This is a genomic window from Acinetobacter sp. NPDC052428 (assembly GCF_044547685.1).
GTDB lineage: Bacteria > Pseudomonadota > Gammaproteobacteria > Pseudomonadales > Moraxellaceae > Acinetobacter > Acinetobacter lwoffii_G.
Genome location: NZ_JBIUAT010000023.1, coordinates 1 through 16,361 on the forward strand (window position 1 = coordinate 1; position 16,361 = coordinate 16,361).

At 41.5% G+C, this 16,361-nt stretch carries 21 protein-coding genes; 8 read left to right on the forward strand and 13 right to left on the reverse strand.

Annotated elements, in window-relative coordinates; genetic code table 11:
- The 9 genes from ACIG3F_RS11710 to ACIG3F_RS11750 all read right to left on the reverse strand — a co-directional run.
- Nucleotides 1-296, reverse strand: a 296-nt coding sequence (locus ACIG3F_RS11710; protein ID WP_396470115.1) for a transposase, incomplete at its 3' end; no start/stop codon positions are given.
- 154 nt (nt 297-450) lie between these two features.
- Nucleotides 451-789: an ISC system 2Fe-2S type ferredoxin gene (fdx, locus tag ACIG3F_RS11715; RefSeq protein WP_004279821.1), complete on the reverse strand. Its 339-nt coding sequence runs from the start codon at nt 787-789 to the stop codon at nt 451-453.
- A 15-nt stretch (nt 790-804) separates the two neighbouring features.
- Nucleotides 805-2,664 (reverse strand): Fe-S protein assembly chaperone HscA, encoded by a 1,860-nt coding sequence (gene hscA, locus ACIG3F_RS11720; protein WP_253147137.1) that lies wholly within the window; start codon nt 2,662-2,664, stop codon nt 805-807.
- A gap of 41 nt (nt 2,665-2,705) precedes the next feature.
- On the reverse strand, nt 2,706-3,221 hold the full coding sequence (hscB, locus tag ACIG3F_RS11725; protein WP_005107161.1) for a Fe-S protein assembly co-chaperone HscB: 516 nt from the start codon (nt 3,219-3,221) through the stop codon (nt 2,706-2,708).
- A 103-nt stretch (nt 3,222-3,324) separates the two neighbouring features.
- Entirely contained in the window at nt 3,325-3,645 is a 321-nt protein-coding gene (gene iscA / locus ACIG3F_RS11730) for an iron-sulfur cluster assembly protein IscA (RefSeq protein WP_005107159.1), read from the reverse strand.
- Between the two features lie 34 nt (nt 3,646-3,679).
- Nucleotides 3,680-4,066 carry a Fe-S cluster assembly scaffold IscU gene (iscU, locus tag ACIG3F_RS11735; RefSeq protein ID WP_004279815.1) on the reverse strand — a complete coding sequence of 129 codons (387 nt, stop codon included), beginning with the start codon at nt 4,064-4,066 and terminating at the stop codon, nt 3,680-3,682.
- A 104-nt stretch (nt 4,067-4,170) separates the two neighbouring features.
- Complete coding sequence (locus ACIG3F_RS11740; RefSeq protein WP_004279813.1) at nt 4,171-5,388, reverse strand: IscS subfamily cysteine desulfurase; 1,218 nt, start codon at nt 5,386-5,388, stop codon at nt 4,171-4,173.
- Nucleotide 5,389: 1 nt separating this feature from the next.
- On the reverse strand, nt 5,390-5,863 hold the full coding sequence (locus ACIG3F_RS11745) for an Rrf2 family transcriptional regulator (protein ID WP_004279811.1): 474 nt from the start codon (nt 5,861-5,863) through the stop codon (nt 5,390-5,392).
- A 112-nt stretch (nt 5,864-5,975) separates the two neighbouring features.
- Entirely contained in the window at nt 5,976-6,626 is a 651-nt protein-coding gene (locus ACIG3F_RS11750) for a hypothetical protein (RefSeq protein WP_396470116.1), read from the reverse strand.
- A 203-nt stretch (nt 6,627-6,829) separates the two neighbouring features.
- On the opposite strand from ACIG3F_RS11750, the gene ACIG3F_RS11755 reads away from it, so the two are divergent.
- The 5 genes from ACIG3F_RS11755 to ACIG3F_RS11775 all read left to right on the forward strand — a co-directional run bounded on the left by ACIG3F_RS11755 (nt 6,830) and on the right by ACIG3F_RS11775 (nt 11,339).
- On the forward strand, nt 6,830-7,303 hold the full coding sequence (locus tag ACIG3F_RS11755) for a phasin family protein (RefSeq protein WP_396470117.1): 474 nt from the start codon (nt 6,830-6,832) through the stop codon (nt 7,301-7,303).
- A 162-nt stretch (nt 7,304-7,465) separates the two neighbouring features.
- On the forward strand, nt 7,466-7,738 hold the full coding sequence (locus tag ACIG3F_RS11760) for an HU family DNA-binding protein (RefSeq protein WP_004279807.1): 273 nt from the start codon (nt 7,466-7,468) through the stop codon (nt 7,736-7,738).
- A gap of 130 nt (nt 7,739-7,868) precedes the next feature.
- A complete protein-coding gene (locus ACIG3F_RS11765) occupies nt 7,869-9,734 on the forward strand; it encodes a SurA N-terminal domain-containing protein (protein WP_213687206.1) in 1,866 nt (621 codons plus the stop codon).
- Between the two features lie 156 nt (nt 9,735-9,890).
- Nucleotides 9,891-10,445 (forward strand): hypothetical protein, encoded by a 555-nt coding sequence (locus ACIG3F_RS11770; RefSeq protein ID WP_396470118.1) that lies wholly within the window; start codon nt 9,891-9,893, stop codon nt 10,443-10,445.
- A gap of 51 nt (nt 10,446-10,496) precedes the next feature.
- Nucleotides 10,497-11,339 (forward strand): hypothetical protein, encoded by an 843-nt coding sequence (locus ACIG3F_RS11775; protein ID WP_396470119.1) that lies wholly within the window; start codon nt 10,497-10,499, stop codon nt 11,337-11,339.
- A 28-nt stretch (nt 11,340-11,367) separates the two neighbouring features.
- On the opposite strand, the gene ACIG3F_RS11780 is transcribed toward ACIG3F_RS11775, so the two are convergent.
- Nucleotides 11,368-12,240: a DUF2797 domain-containing protein gene (locus ACIG3F_RS11780; RefSeq protein ID WP_396470120.1), complete on the reverse strand. Its 873-nt coding sequence runs from the start codon at nt 12,238-12,240 to the stop codon at nt 11,368-11,370.
- Nucleotides 12,241-12,274: 34 nt separating this feature from the next.
- Between ACIG3F_RS11780 and ACIG3F_RS11785 the strand changes: the two genes are divergently transcribed.
- Entirely contained in the window at nt 12,275-12,745 is a 471-nt protein-coding gene (locus tag ACIG3F_RS11785; protein WP_004279801.1) for a DUF6231 family protein, read from the forward strand.
- Between the two features lie 105 nt (nt 12,746-12,850).
- On the forward strand, nt 12,851-13,522 hold the full coding sequence (locus tag ACIG3F_RS11790; RefSeq protein ID WP_253113301.1) for a YidB family protein: 672 nt from the start codon (nt 12,851-12,853) through the stop codon (nt 13,520-13,522).
- Nucleotides 13,523-13,587: 65 nt separating this feature from the next.
- Here ACIG3F_RS11790 and ACIG3F_RS11795 read toward each other — a convergent pair whose 3' ends face one another.
- From ACIG3F_RS11795 to ACIG3F_RS11805, 3 genes are read right to left on the reverse strand one after another with little or no spacing between them, the layout of a single operon-like run.
- Nucleotides 13,588-14,202: an OB-fold-containig protein gene (locus tag ACIG3F_RS11795; RefSeq protein WP_004279798.1), complete on the reverse strand. Its 615-nt coding sequence runs from the start codon at nt 14,200-14,202 to the stop codon at nt 13,588-13,590.
- Nucleotides 14,203-14,221: 19 nt separating this feature from the next.
- On the reverse strand, nt 14,222-14,530 hold the full coding sequence (locus ACIG3F_RS11800; protein ID WP_253147141.1) for a Rieske (2Fe-2S) protein: 309 nt from the start codon (nt 14,528-14,530) through the stop codon (nt 14,222-14,224).
- 14 nt (nt 14,531-14,544) lie between these two features.
- On the reverse strand, nt 14,545-15,549 hold the full coding sequence (locus ACIG3F_RS11805; RefSeq protein WP_396470121.1) for an adenosine kinase: 1,005 nt from the start codon (nt 15,547-15,549) through the stop codon (nt 14,545-14,547).
- Between the two features lie 276 nt (nt 15,550-15,825).
- Here ACIG3F_RS11805 and ACIG3F_RS11810 point away from each other — a divergent pair, with 276 nt between their 5' ends.
- Nucleotides 15,826-16,278, forward strand: a complete 453-nt coding sequence (locus ACIG3F_RS11810; RefSeq protein ID WP_005107150.1) for a GNAT family N-acetyltransferase — start codon at nt 15,826-15,828, stop codon at nt 16,276-16,278.
- Nucleotides 16,279-16,361: the final 83 nt, after the last annotated feature.

The window sequence follows — 16,361 nt, forward strand, 5'->3', positions numbered from 1 at the left end:
CTGACTGCAACACAAGAAGCGATCTGTTCAGGACTCCATTGAAGATCAAGATAAGAGATGACATGTGTCCACATTTCACAAGGAATTCTTTTAGGGTTAGGACAATGCCGTCTTCGAGCTACTTTATTGGCATGTTTAGCAAAATAGCCATTTCTCGCTCGATTACGTTTGATTTCTCTAGAAATGGTTGAAGGTGAACGATTCAGTCTCCAAGCGATATGACGTTTAGAAAAACCTTCACGTAATAATGTATAAATCTGATATCTTTCTTCTTGGGTAAGATGAGTATAGTTCATGATGCAACTTTGACTTTGGTCGGTCGGAAGCAAAATGCTAGCTCATCTTGCTTCCTTCCAATAATTTAATCTCTGTTGCACTTCATTTGAGAATCTAAGAATAGAAAAAACCACGCCTGAGCGTGGTTTTTTATTTTAGCCTGCAACGAAAATCTTAGTGATTTTCTGACGCATGGTTAATGGTGTATTTTGGAATTTCAATTTCCAGATCTTCATCGTCCAGTTTAACCTGACAAGAAAGACGTGAATCAGGTTCTAAACCCCAGGCACGATCGAGTAAGTCAGCTTCAACATCATCCATTTCTTCCAGGCTGTCAAAACCTTTGCGTACCACTACATGGCAGGTGGTACACGCTGCTGACATATCGCAAGCATGTTCGATTTTAATGCCATTTTTTAGCAGGCTTTCGCAAAGATTGGCATTTTGTTCGACTTCAAACTCAGCACCTTCGGGGCAAATCTGCGCATGTGGAAGAACTTTAATACGTGGCATAGTCGTTACCTTAAATTAGTTTGAGTTTGACCAGTCGTCGAGTTTAGTGCCCTTAAGAGCTGCATCAATATGTTGATTCATACGTGCTGCTGCAAAAGCATCACTATGTATTTTAAGCTGTTCAACGGCAGCTTCAATCGCTTTGATATCTGAACCCTGAAGCTGAGTTTCAAGTTGTGCTTGCGCAGTTTGCAGTGCTGCAAGTTGATCTTCAGTCAACAGACCGGCATCCGCTTTGAGTGCCTGAACCAGTGCTTCCAGCTCACGCTGTGCTTCCACTTTGGTTTCATTCAAATGACGAAGATTCTTATCTTCTTCAGCGAACTTATAACCGTCTAGCAACAGACGTTCAGTATCTTCACCCGATAAACCATAAGATGGTTTGATATCGATTTGAGCCGTCACGCCAGAGGTGGTTTCTTTGGCAGATACAGTCAGCAAGCCATCTGCATCGACCTGGAACGTCACTTCAATACGTGCCTGACCGGCAGTCATTGGTGGAATGCCATGCAGGACAAAACGCCCTAAACTACGGCAATGCTCAACCAGATCACGTTCACCTTGAACCACATGAATCAACATGGCAGTCTGGCCATCTTGATAAGTCGTAAATTCCTGACGACGAGCGACTGGAATCGCAGTATTACGCGAAATTAATCGTTCAACCAGTCCGCCCATGGTTTCAAGACCAAGAGACAGAGGCGTCACGTCTAATAGTAATGAGCCATCAGTTGAGTTGCCAATCAATTGGTTCGCAGTAATTGATGCGCCAATCGCAACCACTTCATCCGGATTAATAGTGCATAGTGGTTCTTGATTGAATACTTCACGCACGGCTTTTTGTACTGCATAAGAACGGGTTGAGCCACCGACCAAAACGACATTTTGAATGTCATCCAGTTCAAGCTTGGCATCACGCATCACACGCTTACATACGCTGATGGTCTTATCCAAAGCAACTTTAATGATCTCTTCAAATGTCGGACGGTCAAGCGTCAATACCTGATCAAGCAATTTGAGTTGAACTGAATCTGCATCAGACAAAGCTTCTTTGGCTTTACGTGCTGCAACCACAAAATGTGCATATTCTGCATCATTCAAGGTGTCAATATTCAGTTGTTTCTTGGCCCATTTCAGGATCAAACGATCTAGGTCATCACCACCGAGGGCAGTGTGGCCACCGGTTGCCAGAACTTCAAACACACCTTGACTAAAACGCAGAATCGAAACGTCAAAGGTACCACCACCCAAGTCGTAGATCACATAGTTGCGATCTGTACTTAAGTTGCTTTCCTGATCGAGACCATAAGCAACAGCAGCAGCGGTTGGCTCATTCAACAAACGTAAAACATTCAAGCCAGCAAGTTGAGCAGCATCACGGGTTGCCTGACGCTGTGCTTCATCAAAGTAGGCCGGAACAGTAATAACGGCACCATTGACCGGATTTTGCAGACTGGCTTCAGCGCGGTCTTTCAACTGCTTTAAAATTTCTGCAGAAATCTCAACCGGCGTCTTACGGCCTTGTGCGGTTTCAAAAGCCGGCATTTCATTCGCTTCACCAACCAACGCATAAGGATGCTGGAATTTGATGTCAGCTTTCGAGCGACCCATAAAACGTTTTACAGAAACGATGGTGTTTTTGGGGTCAGTAGTAATGAAAGGCGCAGCTTCATTGCCGTATTGAGTCTGTTGTTCTGCATAATGCACGATAGAAGGAAGTAGCACACGACCTTGTTCGTCATTAAGTACTTTGGCTTTACCTGAAAGAACCGTGGCAACCAAAGAGTGGGTGGTGCCTAAATCGATACCAATCGCAATGCGGTGTTCATGTGGTGCACTTGATTGACCTGGTTCTGCAATTTGCAAGAGAGCCATAGTGTTACATCCTTTGCACGTTAAATATTAAATACTAAAAATTAGAAATCATCATCAAGATCAAAGCTGTCATCGTCCAGGAAGCGGTCTTCCGCTTTGTCGATATCGGCCATGACTTTAACGAAGAAGCGTAGTTTGCGCACTGTATCGCGTGCTTCGGCCCAGTCTTCATCCGCATAATCAATTTTGAACTCGCGAACTAAGCCTTCAATCCATTGCTGGACTTCGACTTTTAGTGAAGTTAAATCTTCAGCAGAAGTTGCATCGTCAAGTTGTTCACGAATTTCCAGAGCGTCCTGCAAGAATTCAAAATCACTGATCGACTGATCTAAGTGATAATCCTGTTTCTTGAGAGACAGTAAATACGCTGCACGGCTATCGACCGCTGACAAAGCTTTAAATGCCTGATTGATATCACTTGATTTAATCAGAGCTTGATCTTTGTCTTCAGCTTTATCTGGGTGATATTGTTGCTGCAACTTTAAAAATTCAGTCTTTAAAGCCGCTAAATCAATATCGAGTGCTACAGGAAGGTTGAACAACTCAAAATGATTCATGGGAGATGGGATCCGCGATTAATGTGCAAAAATAACTGTATAAATGCAATTAAAACAGTGTGAAACACACTGTTTTAATGTCAAAAGAGAATAACTGTCGGGTTTATACAGTGAAGGATTCACCACAACCGCATTCGCCTTTTTTGTTGGGGTTGTTAAATTCGAAGCCTTCGTTCAAGCCGTTTTTAACATAGTCCATCTCCATACCTTCAAGATAAACCAGACTTTTCGGGTCAACGAATACTTTAACCCCAAACTGCTCAAAGGCTTGATCATGTGCATCGACTTCATCGACGAACTCGAGCACATAGGCCAGACCAGAACAGCCTGAAGTTTTCACACCAACGCGAATGCCTTCACCCTTACCGCGATTTTTTAAATAATTGCTGATATGAGTTGCAGCATTTTCAGTTAAATGGATCATGAAAACTCCGTTAAAATTTCAAAAAGTGGAACAATTAAGCTTTAACTTTCTTGCTACGGTAGTCTTCTACAGCTGCTTTGATTGCATCTTCAGCAAGAACAGAGCAGTGTACTTTTACTGGTGGAAGTGCAAGTTCAGTTGCAATATCAATGTTCTTGATCGCTTGAGCTTGATCTAAAGTTTTACCTTTGAGCCATTCAGTTACAAGTGAACTTGATGCAATGGCAGAACCACAACCATAAGTTTTAAAACGTGCTTCTTCAATCACGCCTTCGTCATTTACTTGAATCTGTAAACGCATCACGTCACCACATGCTGGCGCACCAACCATACCAGTACCAACGTTTTCAGCATTTTTGTCTAAAACGCCAACATTACGAGGGTTTTCGTAATGATCAATTACTTTTTCGCTATAAGCCATGTTGCTTCTCCAAACCTCGGGGTCAGCCTTAGTATTAAATATGGGGGTAAAAAAACTTTTCTCAATGAGATAGCAACGGATTTGTCACTATCTCAGGATGAAAATTAGTGCTCAGCCCACTCAACTTTAGAAAGGTCAATACCTTCCTTATACATATCCCAAAGCGGAGAAAGTTCACGTAACTTCTCAACAGCAGCTTTAGTGATAGTCAATACGTGATCGATATCTTCTTCAGTAGTGTATTTACCAAAGCTGAAGCGGATCGAACTGTGTGCAAGTTCGTCTGAAAGACCCAATGCACGAAGTACATAAGATGGTTCAAGTGTTGCAGATGTACATGCCGAACCTGAAGATACCGCAGCATCTTTCAATGCCATCATCAATGATTCGCCTTCAACGAAGTTGAAGCTAATGTTTAAGTAGTTCGCAACGTTTTGTGTTGGATGGCCGTTCAGGAATACTTGTTCAAGGCCTTGTAAACCATTCCATAGCTTGTCGCGAAGTACACGTAAACGAGTTTGTTCAGCTTCCAGGTTTTTACCTGCAAGTTCAAATGCTTCACCCATACCTACAATCTGGTGAGTCGCAAGGGTACCTGAACGCATACCACGTTCATGGCCGCCACCATGCATTTCAGCTTTAAGGCGTACACGTGGGCTACGACGTACAAACAGTGCGCCAATACCTTTAGGGCCATAGATCTTGTGCGCAGAGAAGCTCATCAAGTCTACTTTTAAAGTTGAAAGATCAATTTCAACTTTACCCGCTGCCTGAGCTGCATCGACGTGGAAGAAAATCTTGTTGGCGCGAGTGATTTCACCAATCGCCGCAACATCAGTCACTGTGCCGATTTCATTGTTCACCATCATCAGGGAAACAAGAATCGTATCTGGACGGATTGCTGCTTGTACCATTTCTGGAGTAATTAAACCGGTTTGAGGTTGCGGCTCAATATAGGTAATTTCAAAACCTTCAGACTCAAGCTCACGACAGGTATCTAAAACTGCCTTATGTTCGATTTTAGAGGTAACGATATGTTTACCTTTAGATGCATAGAAATGAGCCACACCTTTAAGCGCAAGGTTGTCTGACTCGGTCGCACCCGAAGTCCATACGATTTCACGTGGATCAGCTTTAATTAAATTCGCAACTTGTTCACGTGCATATTCAACTTTTTCTTCTGCTTGCCAACCATACGCGTGTGAACGAGATGCCGCATTACCAAAGGTACCATCGAATGTTAAGCATTCCATCATACGTTCAGCAACCTGAGGATCTACAGGAGTTGTAGCTGCATAATCAAGATAAATCGGACGTTTCATGTCAAATACCTGTAACCGATAAAAGGGCTGAATCTAAAGGTGCTGATTTTTGGCGTAATGACACAGTCTGGACGTTGTCACGTGCAACCAGATCAGCAAGCGAGATTTTTTCTAAATAATCGGCGATGTGATGGGAGAGTTCCTGCCATAAATCATGAGTCAAGCACATCGCGCCATTCTGGCAATTGCCTTTATGGTCACAGCGAGTCGCATCAACTGTTTCGTTTACAGCTTCAATAATTGCTAACACAGTAATTTCATCTGCATTACGTGCTAAATGGTAACCACCATTTGCGCCACGAACACTAGAAACTAAACCATGACGCTTGAGCTTCGCAAATAACTGCTCAAGATAAGCAACAGAAATAGTTTGACGTGCTGCAATTTCAGCAAGCGTTATCGTTTTTTCAGAAGGCTGCAAAGCTAGATCAAGTAGAGCAGTCACAGCGTAGCGACCGCGAGTGGTTAGGCGCATGATTCGATACACATGGTTAGACTAGATGTGTAGATTTTATGAATCCCGACTAAATTAGTCAAGTTATTTTTAGTAGACCTTAGTGGGATTTAATTTTTGGAGAATGAAAGATTTACATGCTCAGCCAATTATATACTAATAACGTAATCAAAAGTACGCTGCTCAGGCCGAAAATGATATTAATACGCTTTTGACGGCGTTCGATCCGTTTTAGGCGGTTTTTATACTGTTTGACTTCCACTTCCAGGGTATTGATCTTGGAACGCTGCTCTTCAATTTTCTTTAAAAGCGGCGCAATACGCTTTTTAGAAGCAATAATTTCCGCATCATCCGTCGGCGCATCAGACAGCCAGTGTTTCCAGTCGGCTAGTACTTTTGGCAAACTGAATACGGTTAACAGATCACGAAACTCATCTTTTAAAACTTGATGACCATCAATGCGCATGCTGCGAATGCTACGACGATTACCAAAAATGAAAATTTTAATCAGATCGGGCAGTGTAGTACGCACATCCAGGTCGACAATACGCCCCGGTGCTTTATGGTCAAATAACAGTCCATTCGGGGTGAATTGCACATAAAAGTCGAAATACGGAATATAGCTATTGATTTTAACCGAGATGTTTTCATCTACAAACTTTTTGGCCTGTAATGCAACGACATGATCATGCTTGAGAATGAAGGTAAATATTGTCTCTAAAACAATTAACGTCATCGTAAGCAACAAATGCGGTTGATTTTGACTTTGTTGCGATTCGCTCATATACAACCAATCCTTACCTGAAATATAAAGTGAAAAAGCTTCCTGCCTGTGAAGAGATTTCAGGGTTAAATCAAATTAGACTTGAAATAAATTGCTTTGTAGAACAGTTTATCAAATCTATCAAGTACTAAATTTGCTATTATGCAGTGGTTTTGTAGAAGAATTTATAATAATTGCGCAGAAAACAAACAGGAGCCGTGCACATGGACAAGTCAAAAACAGCACAAGACTCAGCTGAAGCTTCGAATGAGAAAATGCTGAAACCCAAGTCTAAATCTGCCTCGGAGCGCAAATCGGTTCTTGATTTTCGTAAATACACCAAACAGATCTGGCTGGCTGGACTGGGAGCTTTTTCACGTGCAGAAGAAGAAGGCAACAAACTGTTTGACTCGCTGGTCAAGGTCGGGGAAGAACTTGAATCTAAAACTGCAGATATTGCCGATCAAACTGTAGAGAAGGTTTCAGAAAAGGCCAAAGAGTCGGTCACAGATACCAAAGACAAAGTGGAAAAATTAATCGACAACTCTGTTCATCACTCATTGAATCGTATAGGATTAGTCACACTGAAGGATGTACAGTATTTGGAACGTTTAATTCTTCAGTTGCATGCCAAGGTTGATGAGTTGACTGCGGAACAAGAAAAAATGAAAGAAGAATTGTCGAAAAAACTTAAATAAAATGACTTTATTTATTATTCAATGTTTTTTTCGCATATTTTTTGAAAAAAAAGAGGTTCTTAAGTATTGCGTTTATACCTAAAGCATTGCTATAAAGGCGTTATGGCATGTTAAACCAATTCTTGAACCTTAAATAAACGATATTAAGAGGACGTAATCTTCATGAATAAATCAGAATTAATTGATGCAATTGCAGAAAAAGGGGGATTATCTAAGGCTGACGCAGGTAAAGCTTTAGATGCTACAATTGCTTCTGTTACTGAAGCTTTAAAATCGGGTGATACAGTAACTTTAGTGGGTTTTGGTACTTTCGGTGTGAAAGAACGCGCTGCACGTACTGGCCGTAACCCACAAACTGGTGCTACTCTTGAGATCAAAGCAAGCAAAGTACCTAGCTTCAAAGCAGGTAAAGGCTTAAAAGACGCTGTAGCTTAAGCTTACCCAGCGACGAAACGCGCCTTTTTTGGCGCGTTTTTTATTGATAAATTTAATTGTGATGATTAACACATTCATTCAATGGGTATTTTCGGTTAAAATCCTTTGCAAATAAAATATTGGAATACTTATGGAAGCTTTTCGTAAAGTTATTAAGGGTTGGTTGGGCAAAGTCTTGCTCGTTCTGTTTTTGACCCCGTTAGCACTTGTAGGTATTGAAGGATATTTTAGCAGCGGAAACTCTGATGCAGCAAAATCAGTGAACGGGACTGAAATATCTCAAAAAGAATTAGAGTCACTGACCAAATCATTTAAAGAACAATATCTCAGTTATGCCAATGGGGATGAAACTTTACTGAATCAAAGCTTTATTGACCAGAAAGCCATGGATACTCTGGTTGCACGTACTTTATTGCTGCAACAGGCTGAAGAATTAGGGATCAGTCTGAGTGACCAGCAAATTGAACAGATGATTGCTCAGCAGCCTACTTTCCAGCAAGATGGCAAGTTCTCGAATGCTTTATATGAAAATTATCTGAAATCAATTGGCATGACTAATCGTGCTTTGATTGAAAGTTTACGTAAAGATCATGCGCTGAAGATGCTGTCATCAACTTTCCTGGATTATCCACTGGTGAGCCCAGTCGAAATGCAGCAGATTGCCGATTTACAAACTGAACAACGTCATATTCATATTTCCAGCATTAATCTGGACAGCTATAAAAAAGATGTCAAAGTGACGGATGCAGATATTGCTGCTTATTATGAAAAACACAAAACGCTATTTAAACAGCCGACCAGTGTAGATGTCGACTATGTGGTGTTAAAGCCAAGCGATATTCAGGTGCAGAGCTTAGCGGTTACAGATGCTGAGCTTCAGGAAGCGTACACGGCTTTTGTCGCGACACAAAAACAGGCAGTTAAACCAGATGTGAAGCATATTTTAATTACGGCGGACAGTCGTAGTGATGCTGAAGCGAAAAAACTGGCGACCGAGATTGCAGCCAAAATTAAAGCCGGTACCACTTTTGCTCAAGCTGCAGCACAATATTCTGAAGATCCTGAATCTAAGTCTAAAGGTGGTGCGCTTGCTGTCTATGAAGAAGGTGTATTTGGCACTGCATTTGACCAGACGGTTAATTCTTTAAAATCAGGTCAGGTTTCTGCACCGGTGAAAACAGATTATGGATACCACATTATTTCTGTGCAAACGCCAGATGTTGCGGTTCCTTCTTTTGAGTCACAAAAAGCACGTTTGTCTGAAGAAGCCTTGGCTGCTAAAAAATCCAATGCATTCTCTGATACGGTCAATACGCTAAATGATATGGTAGTAGGAAGTGATTCTCTGGATGTCGTTACACAGGAAGTTAAAGGTGTACAAGTCCAGAAAGCCCAAGGAGTAAAACTTTCGACTCGTGATCCAGTGCTGAGCGATGCTAACCTCAAGGTTAAACTGTTTAATGACGATGTTAAAAATGGTGATCGTAATGCTTCATCAAGCATTCAGTTGGCCAATGGTGATGTAGCCTGGATCAAGGTGCGTAATTATCATGCTGCTGGCGAACAAACACTGGCAGAAGCAAAACCGCGTGTTAAGGCTCAGTTGATTGAAGACAAAGCAGCTGCTTTGGCAAAAGCAAAAATTCAGAAAGCTTTGGATGAGTTCAAAACCAAACCGGCTGCGGCAGTGGCGAAAGGTGATTTGATCTTTGAAGATGCTGGTGTTTACACACGTGCTGAAGGTTTGCTAAAACGTGATGTACAGCGTGCGGCTTTTAGTCTTCCGACACCAAAAGCAGGCCATTGGTCAGTGACAACAGCGAAAATGCCAAATGAGCTGGTTGTGGTTGCGGTATCAGAAGTGAAGAAGAACCCGGTAGATGTATTGAGTGCAGAACAACGCAGTGAGTTGGTGAAGTTATATCAACAACTTCGTGGTCAGCAGGAATTTGATGACTATACGCGTTACCTGAAATCTCAGGCAAAAATCAAATAAAATTGTTGTATAAAAAACCAGCCTGCGGGCTGGTTTTTTATTTTCTAAAACTTATAGTTTTATAGGTAATAATATTAAATATCTGATATATAATTATTTTAGGCTGTAATCCAGTCTATATCCATTCAGCATAAATAAAAAATGATAAGGCATATAATGAAAAAAATATCGTATTTTAATCCTGTTCCGCAGCATGCGCAGGTCGTTAAATCACCTCACTATCACCCACAACCAAATAAACCTGGAAAAGGTCATGAACCAAATAAACCGGGGAAAGGTTATGTTCGCGATGAAACTGCAATTATTCTCAAACCTTCTACGCCTGAGGTAACGGAGTTTGGTAGCCAAATTGTTGGTATAGCCGATCCGTTTGTTACTATTATTGCAACTTATAATGGTCAGCAATATCAAACTACTGCTGATGCGCAGGGAAGTTGGTCACTGAATAATCCTATCTCAGGCACTGGCTCAGTGACGATTGTTGCTGTAAATGCAAAAGGAATTGTTTCCTTAGAAATTGGATTAGCGCAAATAGCACCACTACCTCCGAGTATACCTGTGTTTTCTCAAGAGGGTGATTATTTAGTCGGTACGGCTGATCCACATGTGACGGTGGTGGTTAGGCATAATGGTGTTGAATATAACACCGAAGCTGATGCAAATGGGCAATGGATACTTCTAAATCCGATTGTGCCGGGTACTTTTATATAAGTATTTGCTCGTAATGAACTTGGAGAAGAGTCTCCACCTATTATTTCTGGTATGGCACCACTTCCTGAAATTCCGGTATTTCCAGATTGGGCACCTATTACCCCAGTGATTTTAGAGCAGGGTGAATATCTATCAGGTAAAGCAACCCCTCATACGCAGATTATTGTGATGGCAAATGATTATGAATATTCAACCAGTGTTGATGGTCAGGGGAATTGGTCGTTACTCAACCCAATTGCACAAGGAGGAACTTTAGAGATTTATGCGGTAAATGATTTAGGTATTCGATCTAACATCATTGCATTGGCGATTCCTGTGGTATTTCCTGAGCCGGAATTACCTGTTATAGAGCCAGAACAGCCAAGTTACATCTTGTTTGAGCCAGTTGTCCCTACTATTTTGGAAAATGGCGAACAGCTTACTGGCGAGGCAATGCCTTACGGTAAAATTGTGATTCTTGCTGATAGTCAGGAATATGTGACTTATGCAAATGCAAAGGGTGAGTGGAGTATAGAAAATCCAATTGCACAAGGTGGCTTCTTGACTTTATATTCGGAGAATGCAGCAGGCCAGCGTAGTGAAACTATTTCATTAGCAAAAATTAATTTTCCATTAAACGTGGAGCAACATGCTTCTATTGAGGATATTCTTACTACAGCGATTGAGCAAGATGAAGAATCTGCAAGTTTAGAAAATGATCATCAAGATATTCAGGTTGATTTAACATTGCTCCTACAAGATATAGAAAGGCCGACTACATCAGTTTCACTCATTGAGCCGATTGTGGTGGAAGCACGAGAAGAAAGCTTCGAAGTCCCTTATTTTGCCGACCAAAATATTAATTCACAGCTTATACAACAGCAGCTATTTGATCAGATTAATATTATTGGATAAAAAAGGGAGCATTTGCTCCCTTTTTTAATTATTCAGCACGAATAATCAGTTCATAACCGGTATATTTGCGCATATTAATTACGCCAGTATCCAGAATTAAATACTGACCCTTGATGCCTTGTAATTTGCCACGAATGACAAGAGTTTTATCCAGATTATGCGATTTAATCTTTTCTGGATATTGTTCTACCGGATAAATAAATTCTCGTGCGAATTCATCTTCCAATACTTCAATATTTTCATTAAATTCTAGATTCTGATTAAATTCTTCACGAATGCTTTGAATTTTAGGCGCGAATTCTTCTAAAAGTTGTTCACGCACTTCAATCAGATTCAATGGTTCTGCTTCACCTTTGAGCAGCTTGCGCCAGTCAGTCTTATCAGCAACCTGAGTACCAAACATGACCTCAAGCTTTCCAGAAAGACGACGTGAGCCCACTTTCATAATCGGCAGGGCTTGGGTCGCGCCCTGATCAAGCCAGCGGGTCGGCATTTGGCTGGTACGGGTAATACCGACCTTTAATGCGCTAGAATTGGCCAAATAGACAATATGTGGCTGAAAGCAGACATTCTGTGCAAACTCATCTTCGCGGCAAGTGCCCAAATGATAATGGCAAGTCTCTGGTTTCATGATGCACATATCACATGAAGCATTGGTTTTAAAACATTTAAAACAGTGACCTTGCGAAAATGATTTGGAAGTTTTGTTGCCACAAGACACGCAGTAAATATTACCGGTCCATTCAATCTCGATTTCTTGGCCTAAATTAAACGGAAGATCAATTTCTGCACGATCTAAAATTAATTTATATTCAACATTTGCCCGCTGTATCTGTTGATCAGTTACACTAAGGTCCTTGAGGCCGACGTGCATTTTATGACAAATGCCCTGAAGTTCCATAAAAATTACTCACTTAAATCATAAGGATGCAGTTATGGCTGAGCAGAATGTCATTACTTCAATGCTAGACGATTTCGCACAGGAACAGCCAATTCATACTGCTATTTGTATTGGGCAGGACTTGAGCCAAGTCCAGTTTCAGCCAGCTATTCAATGGTCCTATTTTAGCGTATCTGACTTTTTAAATCTGCCTTTTCAGCAACGTTATGACTTGGCTGTGGTGATGCTGGATACTGCAGAAACAGAACATTTGTCTGAACAGATCATGAGTCAAATTCTGGTGAAATTACGTGATTTGTTTGCCAAACGGCTGGTGGTGATCAGCCGGCTGCAAAATGAAAAGTTATTGAGAGCTTTAGGATTTACCCAGCTGATTGACAAGACCACACATGAGGCCGATTTTGCGCTGTGGCAGTTTAATATTTTAACCTATAAGCACGTGCCAGACTGGTTTAACTCCAAATTTTGGGCTAATCCGGAAAACTGGGATAAATTTCGCTGGTAAGCCGAAAACCTGCTTAACCAAGATTGCAAATATTAACACAATCTTGCCTAGACAATATGAGGGCAGGCCGTATTCTGTAATTAAGATGCACATAGGATATAGGACATGACAAACCTGAGTAGTATTGTGGAAATATTAGCAAAGCAGGCATTGGGTGGCGGGCAGTCGCAGCAAAAGTCCTCACAACAAGGTGGCTTGGCAGATATCCTAGGGTCTGTGCTAGGGCATTTAAACCAGTCAAATCCTCAGCAAAATCAAAATCCTCAAAACCAGCAGAATCAAACCGGTCAGCAGAACCGACAAAATGGTCTGGGGGCAATTTTAGGTTCAGTACTAAGTCAGTTTGGTGGTGGTAGTACTCAAAGTACTGCCCAGCCTCGTTCAGGACTAAGTGGTTCTACCGGTAAAACCTTATTGATTGCAGTACTGCCTTTAGTACTGGCCTGGATTCAAAAACAGGGCGGTTTACAGGGTGCATTAGATAAGCTTAAAGGACAGGGGCTCAATAGTCAGGTCGATGATTGGGTGTCGACCGGTCCCGGTGAAAATGCCAATGTCGATCCGCAGCAGGTGCAGAACCTGTTTGATGAGCAGGAAGTTGAAGAAGTTGCACAGCAAACCCATGCACCGAAGCAGGATGTGTATAGTGCGATTTCACAGGTCTTGCCGCAGATTATTGATTCGCTTACCCCGCAAGGTGAGCAGACCAGTAAGCAGGAAGCTAATAACGATATTCAAAATGTATTGAATATGGTTTCAGGACTTCTTAAAAAGTAAATCTAAACATTAAAAAAAATCCCGATATCTGTCGGGATTTTTAATGTCTATAAATGATTTCAAATTTAATCTAGATTCATGCTGAACAGCTGATTAGATTTACAGATTTTCTTGGCAACATAATGAGATTTTCTCATGCGAATCAGGATAATCTGCGACTGAAAACCGAGTTCACCAAACTCAGGTTCTACCTGTACATAATGCAGTTGTCCATACTCATCTCGCACCCGTGCTTGAGCAGAAAAACCGGGACGGGCATTGCCACTGGAAATCGTCGCCAAACGGCCGAGTAAATTGACATTGTTCTTTTTATATTTAGGTGGAATGACCTGATCCAGACAGTGAATCATAAAAATAGTAAAAAAAGTCGCAATGATTAAAGCCGGAATAATCAGGTAATAAGCAGGCAGAAATTTAAATTCCTGAGAATAGATCAGGAACTGTAAAACATAGCCAGCAAAGCTAAAATTCATCAGGAAGAAAAACACAATCAAGGTTTTGGAAAATTTGACGTTTAGTAGATCCATCTGCTGAAAGTCATAAGGTGAAATTTTTTGCAGAAACTTGCTGGGTCTGAGTCCAAAATAAAAACCAATGGTTTTCACCACACCGAATAGAATAATCGCCAATAAACTCAGATGAAAAGGCATCAGGTTATAGTCTAGAAAAAATGCAGGCATGGTGAAGTCCGTTTTAGTCTTATTCTGAGAGGTAAATTCCACCATCAGAATGCACGGTAATCTCTACTTTTTCAAGTGCTTGACCTTGGCAAGGCCCAGAAATGCATTTACCGCTTTCTACCAGAAACAAGGCGCCATGCGTGGAGCACTCAATAAATTCCTGATCACGATCCAGAAACTGGTTTTCCAGAAATTCCAGCTCGACCTGCAAATGCGGACACAGGTTTTGATAGGCATAGAAGGCACCATCACGTTGGGTGATAAAGATATTATCTCCATCGGGAAGCTCAAAAGAGCGTGCTTCGCGTTCTGGAACGTCTTCGGTCATGCAAATTTTAAACATTAAGCACATTCCTTTTGAAAGTCTTGTAATAATGCCGCATAGTCTTCAACTACCAGGCGCGGACCAAATTGTGAAACCACTTGGCTCGAAATCAGAATCGCCAGTTCAGCCGCAGCTTGTAAACCCAAATTAGCATTCAATCCGTACAGGAAAGCCCCGGCAAAAGCGTCACCGGCACCGTTGGCATCTACTGCAGTGACTTTGCGACCAGGAACAGTAAAAGTATTCTGATGATCCGAAATCAGTGCGCCTTCAGCTGACAATGTAATGACAACGTGCTGACTGATTGTTTTTAATTTAAGCAGGGCTGCCTCAAGATTATCTGTTTCTGTATACATCAGCGCTTCTTGCTGGTTACATAACAGCAAGTCTACACCATCTGCAATCATTTCATCCAAACCGGCACGGGCATATTGCACCATGGCAGGATCAGATAAAGTTAGAGCAATTTTAACGCCATTAGCACGGGCAATATCACGTGCTTGTTGTACGGCATGACGTGCTGTGTCAGAAGTTGATAAATAACCTTCGAGATATAGCCATTTCGCGCTATGTAATGCGCTGAAATCAATTTGTTGATCAGTCAGTTCGGCCGTAATACCCAGATAAGTATGCATGGTACGTTCAGAATCAGGGCTGACCAGAACCATACAGGTTCCTGTCACACCTTCACTGATTGATTGGGTGGTGGTCTTAATACCGGCATCATTCAAACCTTGCAGGTAGATGTGTCCGAGTTCGTCATTTCCGACCCGACAGCCATAAAATGCAGAACCACCGAGCGCAGAAAATGCCACGGTAGTGTTGGCTGCTGAGCCGCCTGAAGCCTGACCTTTATACACTTGAGTCGCTTGAAGATTTTGATAAAGAGTGGCCTGAGTCTCACCATCTGCAAGTTGCATGGTGCCTTTTTGCAAGTGATGTGCAGTTAAAAAGTCATCAGAAACTTTAAATTCTTGGTCAATCAGCGCATTACCAATCGCAAAAAGATCAACAGTTGCCATGTTCAAATATCACATTAAAAATGAAAGTCCTAAGTTTACACGATTGCTTGGGATTGCTGTAGTTTGCTGAATCATTTTCAAATACTTTTCAAAAATGCTGTATTTTGTTCAGCAGCTATCTTTGGTCTAAAAACTGGCTTATTTTTGTGCACTGGTGCGCCGCAGCATTGATTTAAGGATCAAATTTTATTTATAAAGAGATATCGCTCCTGGCATGATACTTTAAGTCGCTTGGCAACAGTCATTCTTCACAACAATTTCAAATAGTGTGCGTATATGAATATTAAAATTGTAACAGCCGAACAACTCCCGGATCAGATCGAAACACTGGCAACTCTGGCACGTAAAGAAGGCTATAATTTGGTAGATAAGTTAATAGAAGAATATCGCACCGGGAAAAACTGCTTTAGCCACGCCAATGAATATCTGGTGGTGGCGCATGATGGCAAGAAACTGGTTGCCTGTGGCGGCTTAAACCAGCAATGGGGAGATAACGGCATTGAAGACCGGATTGGTCGTGTGCGCCGTTTCTATGTGCATCCGAAATATCGTCAGCATGGCGTAGGCAAACAGCTTTTGGCTTACCTAGAGCAATTGGCACGTCCGCATTATTCGGCTTTATGCTTACAAACGGATACCCGGCTGGCTGCCAGTTTTTATCAAAAGCAGAATTATGTATTTGTAGAAAATAATCCAAGCTATAACTATTTTAAATATCTGATTTCTTAAGCTTGTAAATACTCATCTAGAGGCAGGAAGTAAATTTGATGATTTAATTTTCAAATGATCAAGTTTACTTAATTCGATCAAAA

What these genes read in the sequence shown, in the direction of transcription:
- fdx (WP_004279821.1), bottom strand. Translation starts at nt 789, where the DNA reads ATGCCACGTATTAAAGTTCTTCCACATGCGCAGATTTGCCCCGAAGGT.
- hscA (WP_253147137.1), bottom strand. Translation starts at nt 2,664, where the DNA reads ATGGCTCTCTTGCAAATTGCAGAACCAGGTCAATCAAGTGCACCACAT.
- hscB (WP_005107161.1), bottom strand. Translation starts at nt 3,221, where the DNA reads ATGAATCATTTTGAGTTGTTCAACCTTCCTGTAGCACTCGATATTGAT.
- iscA (WP_005107159.1), bottom strand. Translation starts at nt 3,645, where the DNA reads ATGATCCATTTAACTGAAAATGCTGCAACTCATATCAGCAATTATTTA.
- iscU (WP_004279815.1), bottom strand. Translation starts at nt 4,066, where the DNA reads ATGGCTTATAGCGAAAAAGTAATTGATCATTACGAAAACCCTCGTAAT.
- ACIG3F_RS11740 (WP_004279813.1), bottom strand. Translation starts at nt 5,388, where the DNA reads ATGAAACGTCCGATTTATCTTGATTATGCAGCTACAACTCCTGTAGAT.
- ACIG3F_RS11745 (WP_004279811.1), bottom strand. Translation starts at nt 5,863, where the DNA reads ATGCGCCTAACCACTCGCGGTCGCTACGCTGTGACTGCTCTACTTGAT.
- ACIG3F_RS11750 (WP_396470116.1), bottom strand. Translation starts at nt 6,626, where the DNA reads ATGAGCGAATCGCAACAAAGTCAAAATCAACCGCATTTGTTGCTTACG.
- ACIG3F_RS11755 (WP_396470117.1), top strand. Translation starts at nt 6,830, where the DNA reads ATGGACAAGTCAAAAACAGCACAAGACTCAGCTGAAGCTTCGAATGAG.
- ACIG3F_RS11760 (WP_004279807.1), top strand. Translation starts at nt 7,466, where the DNA reads ATGAATAAATCAGAATTAATTGATGCAATTGCAGAAAAAGGGGGATTA.
- ACIG3F_RS11765 (WP_213687206.1), top strand. Translation starts at nt 7,869, where the DNA reads ATGGAAGCTTTTCGTAAAGTTATTAAGGGTTGGTTGGGCAAAGTCTTG.
- ACIG3F_RS11770 (WP_396470118.1), top strand. Translation starts at nt 9,891, where the DNA reads ATGAAAAAAATATCGTATTTTAATCCTGTTCCGCAGCATGCGCAGGTC.
- ACIG3F_RS11775 (WP_396470119.1), top strand. Translation starts at nt 10,497, where the DNA reads ATGGCACCACTTCCTGAAATTCCGGTATTTCCAGATTGGGCACCTATT.
- ACIG3F_RS11780 (WP_396470120.1), bottom strand. Translation starts at nt 12,240, where the DNA reads ATGGAACTTCAGGGCATTTGTCATAAAATGCACGTCGGCCTCAAGGAC.
- ACIG3F_RS11785 (WP_004279801.1), top strand. Translation starts at nt 12,275, where the DNA reads ATGGCTGAGCAGAATGTCATTACTTCAATGCTAGACGATTTCGCACAG.
- ACIG3F_RS11790 (WP_253113301.1), top strand. Translation starts at nt 12,851, where the DNA reads ATGACAAACCTGAGTAGTATTGTGGAAATATTAGCAAAGCAGGCATTG.
- ACIG3F_RS11795 (WP_004279798.1), bottom strand. Translation starts at nt 14,202, where the DNA reads ATGCCTGCATTTTTTCTAGACTATAACCTGATGCCTTTTCATCTGAGT.
- ACIG3F_RS11800 (WP_253147141.1), bottom strand. Translation starts at nt 14,530, where the DNA reads ATGACCGAAGACGTTCCAGAACGCGAAGCACGCTCTTTTGAGCTTCCC.
- ACIG3F_RS11805 (WP_396470121.1), bottom strand. Translation starts at nt 15,549, where the DNA reads ATGGCAACTGTTGATCTTTTTGCGATTGGTAATGCGCTGATTGACCAA.
- ACIG3F_RS11810 (WP_005107150.1), top strand. Translation starts at nt 15,826, where the DNA reads ATGAATATTAAAATTGTAACAGCCGAACAACTCCCGGATCAGATCGAA.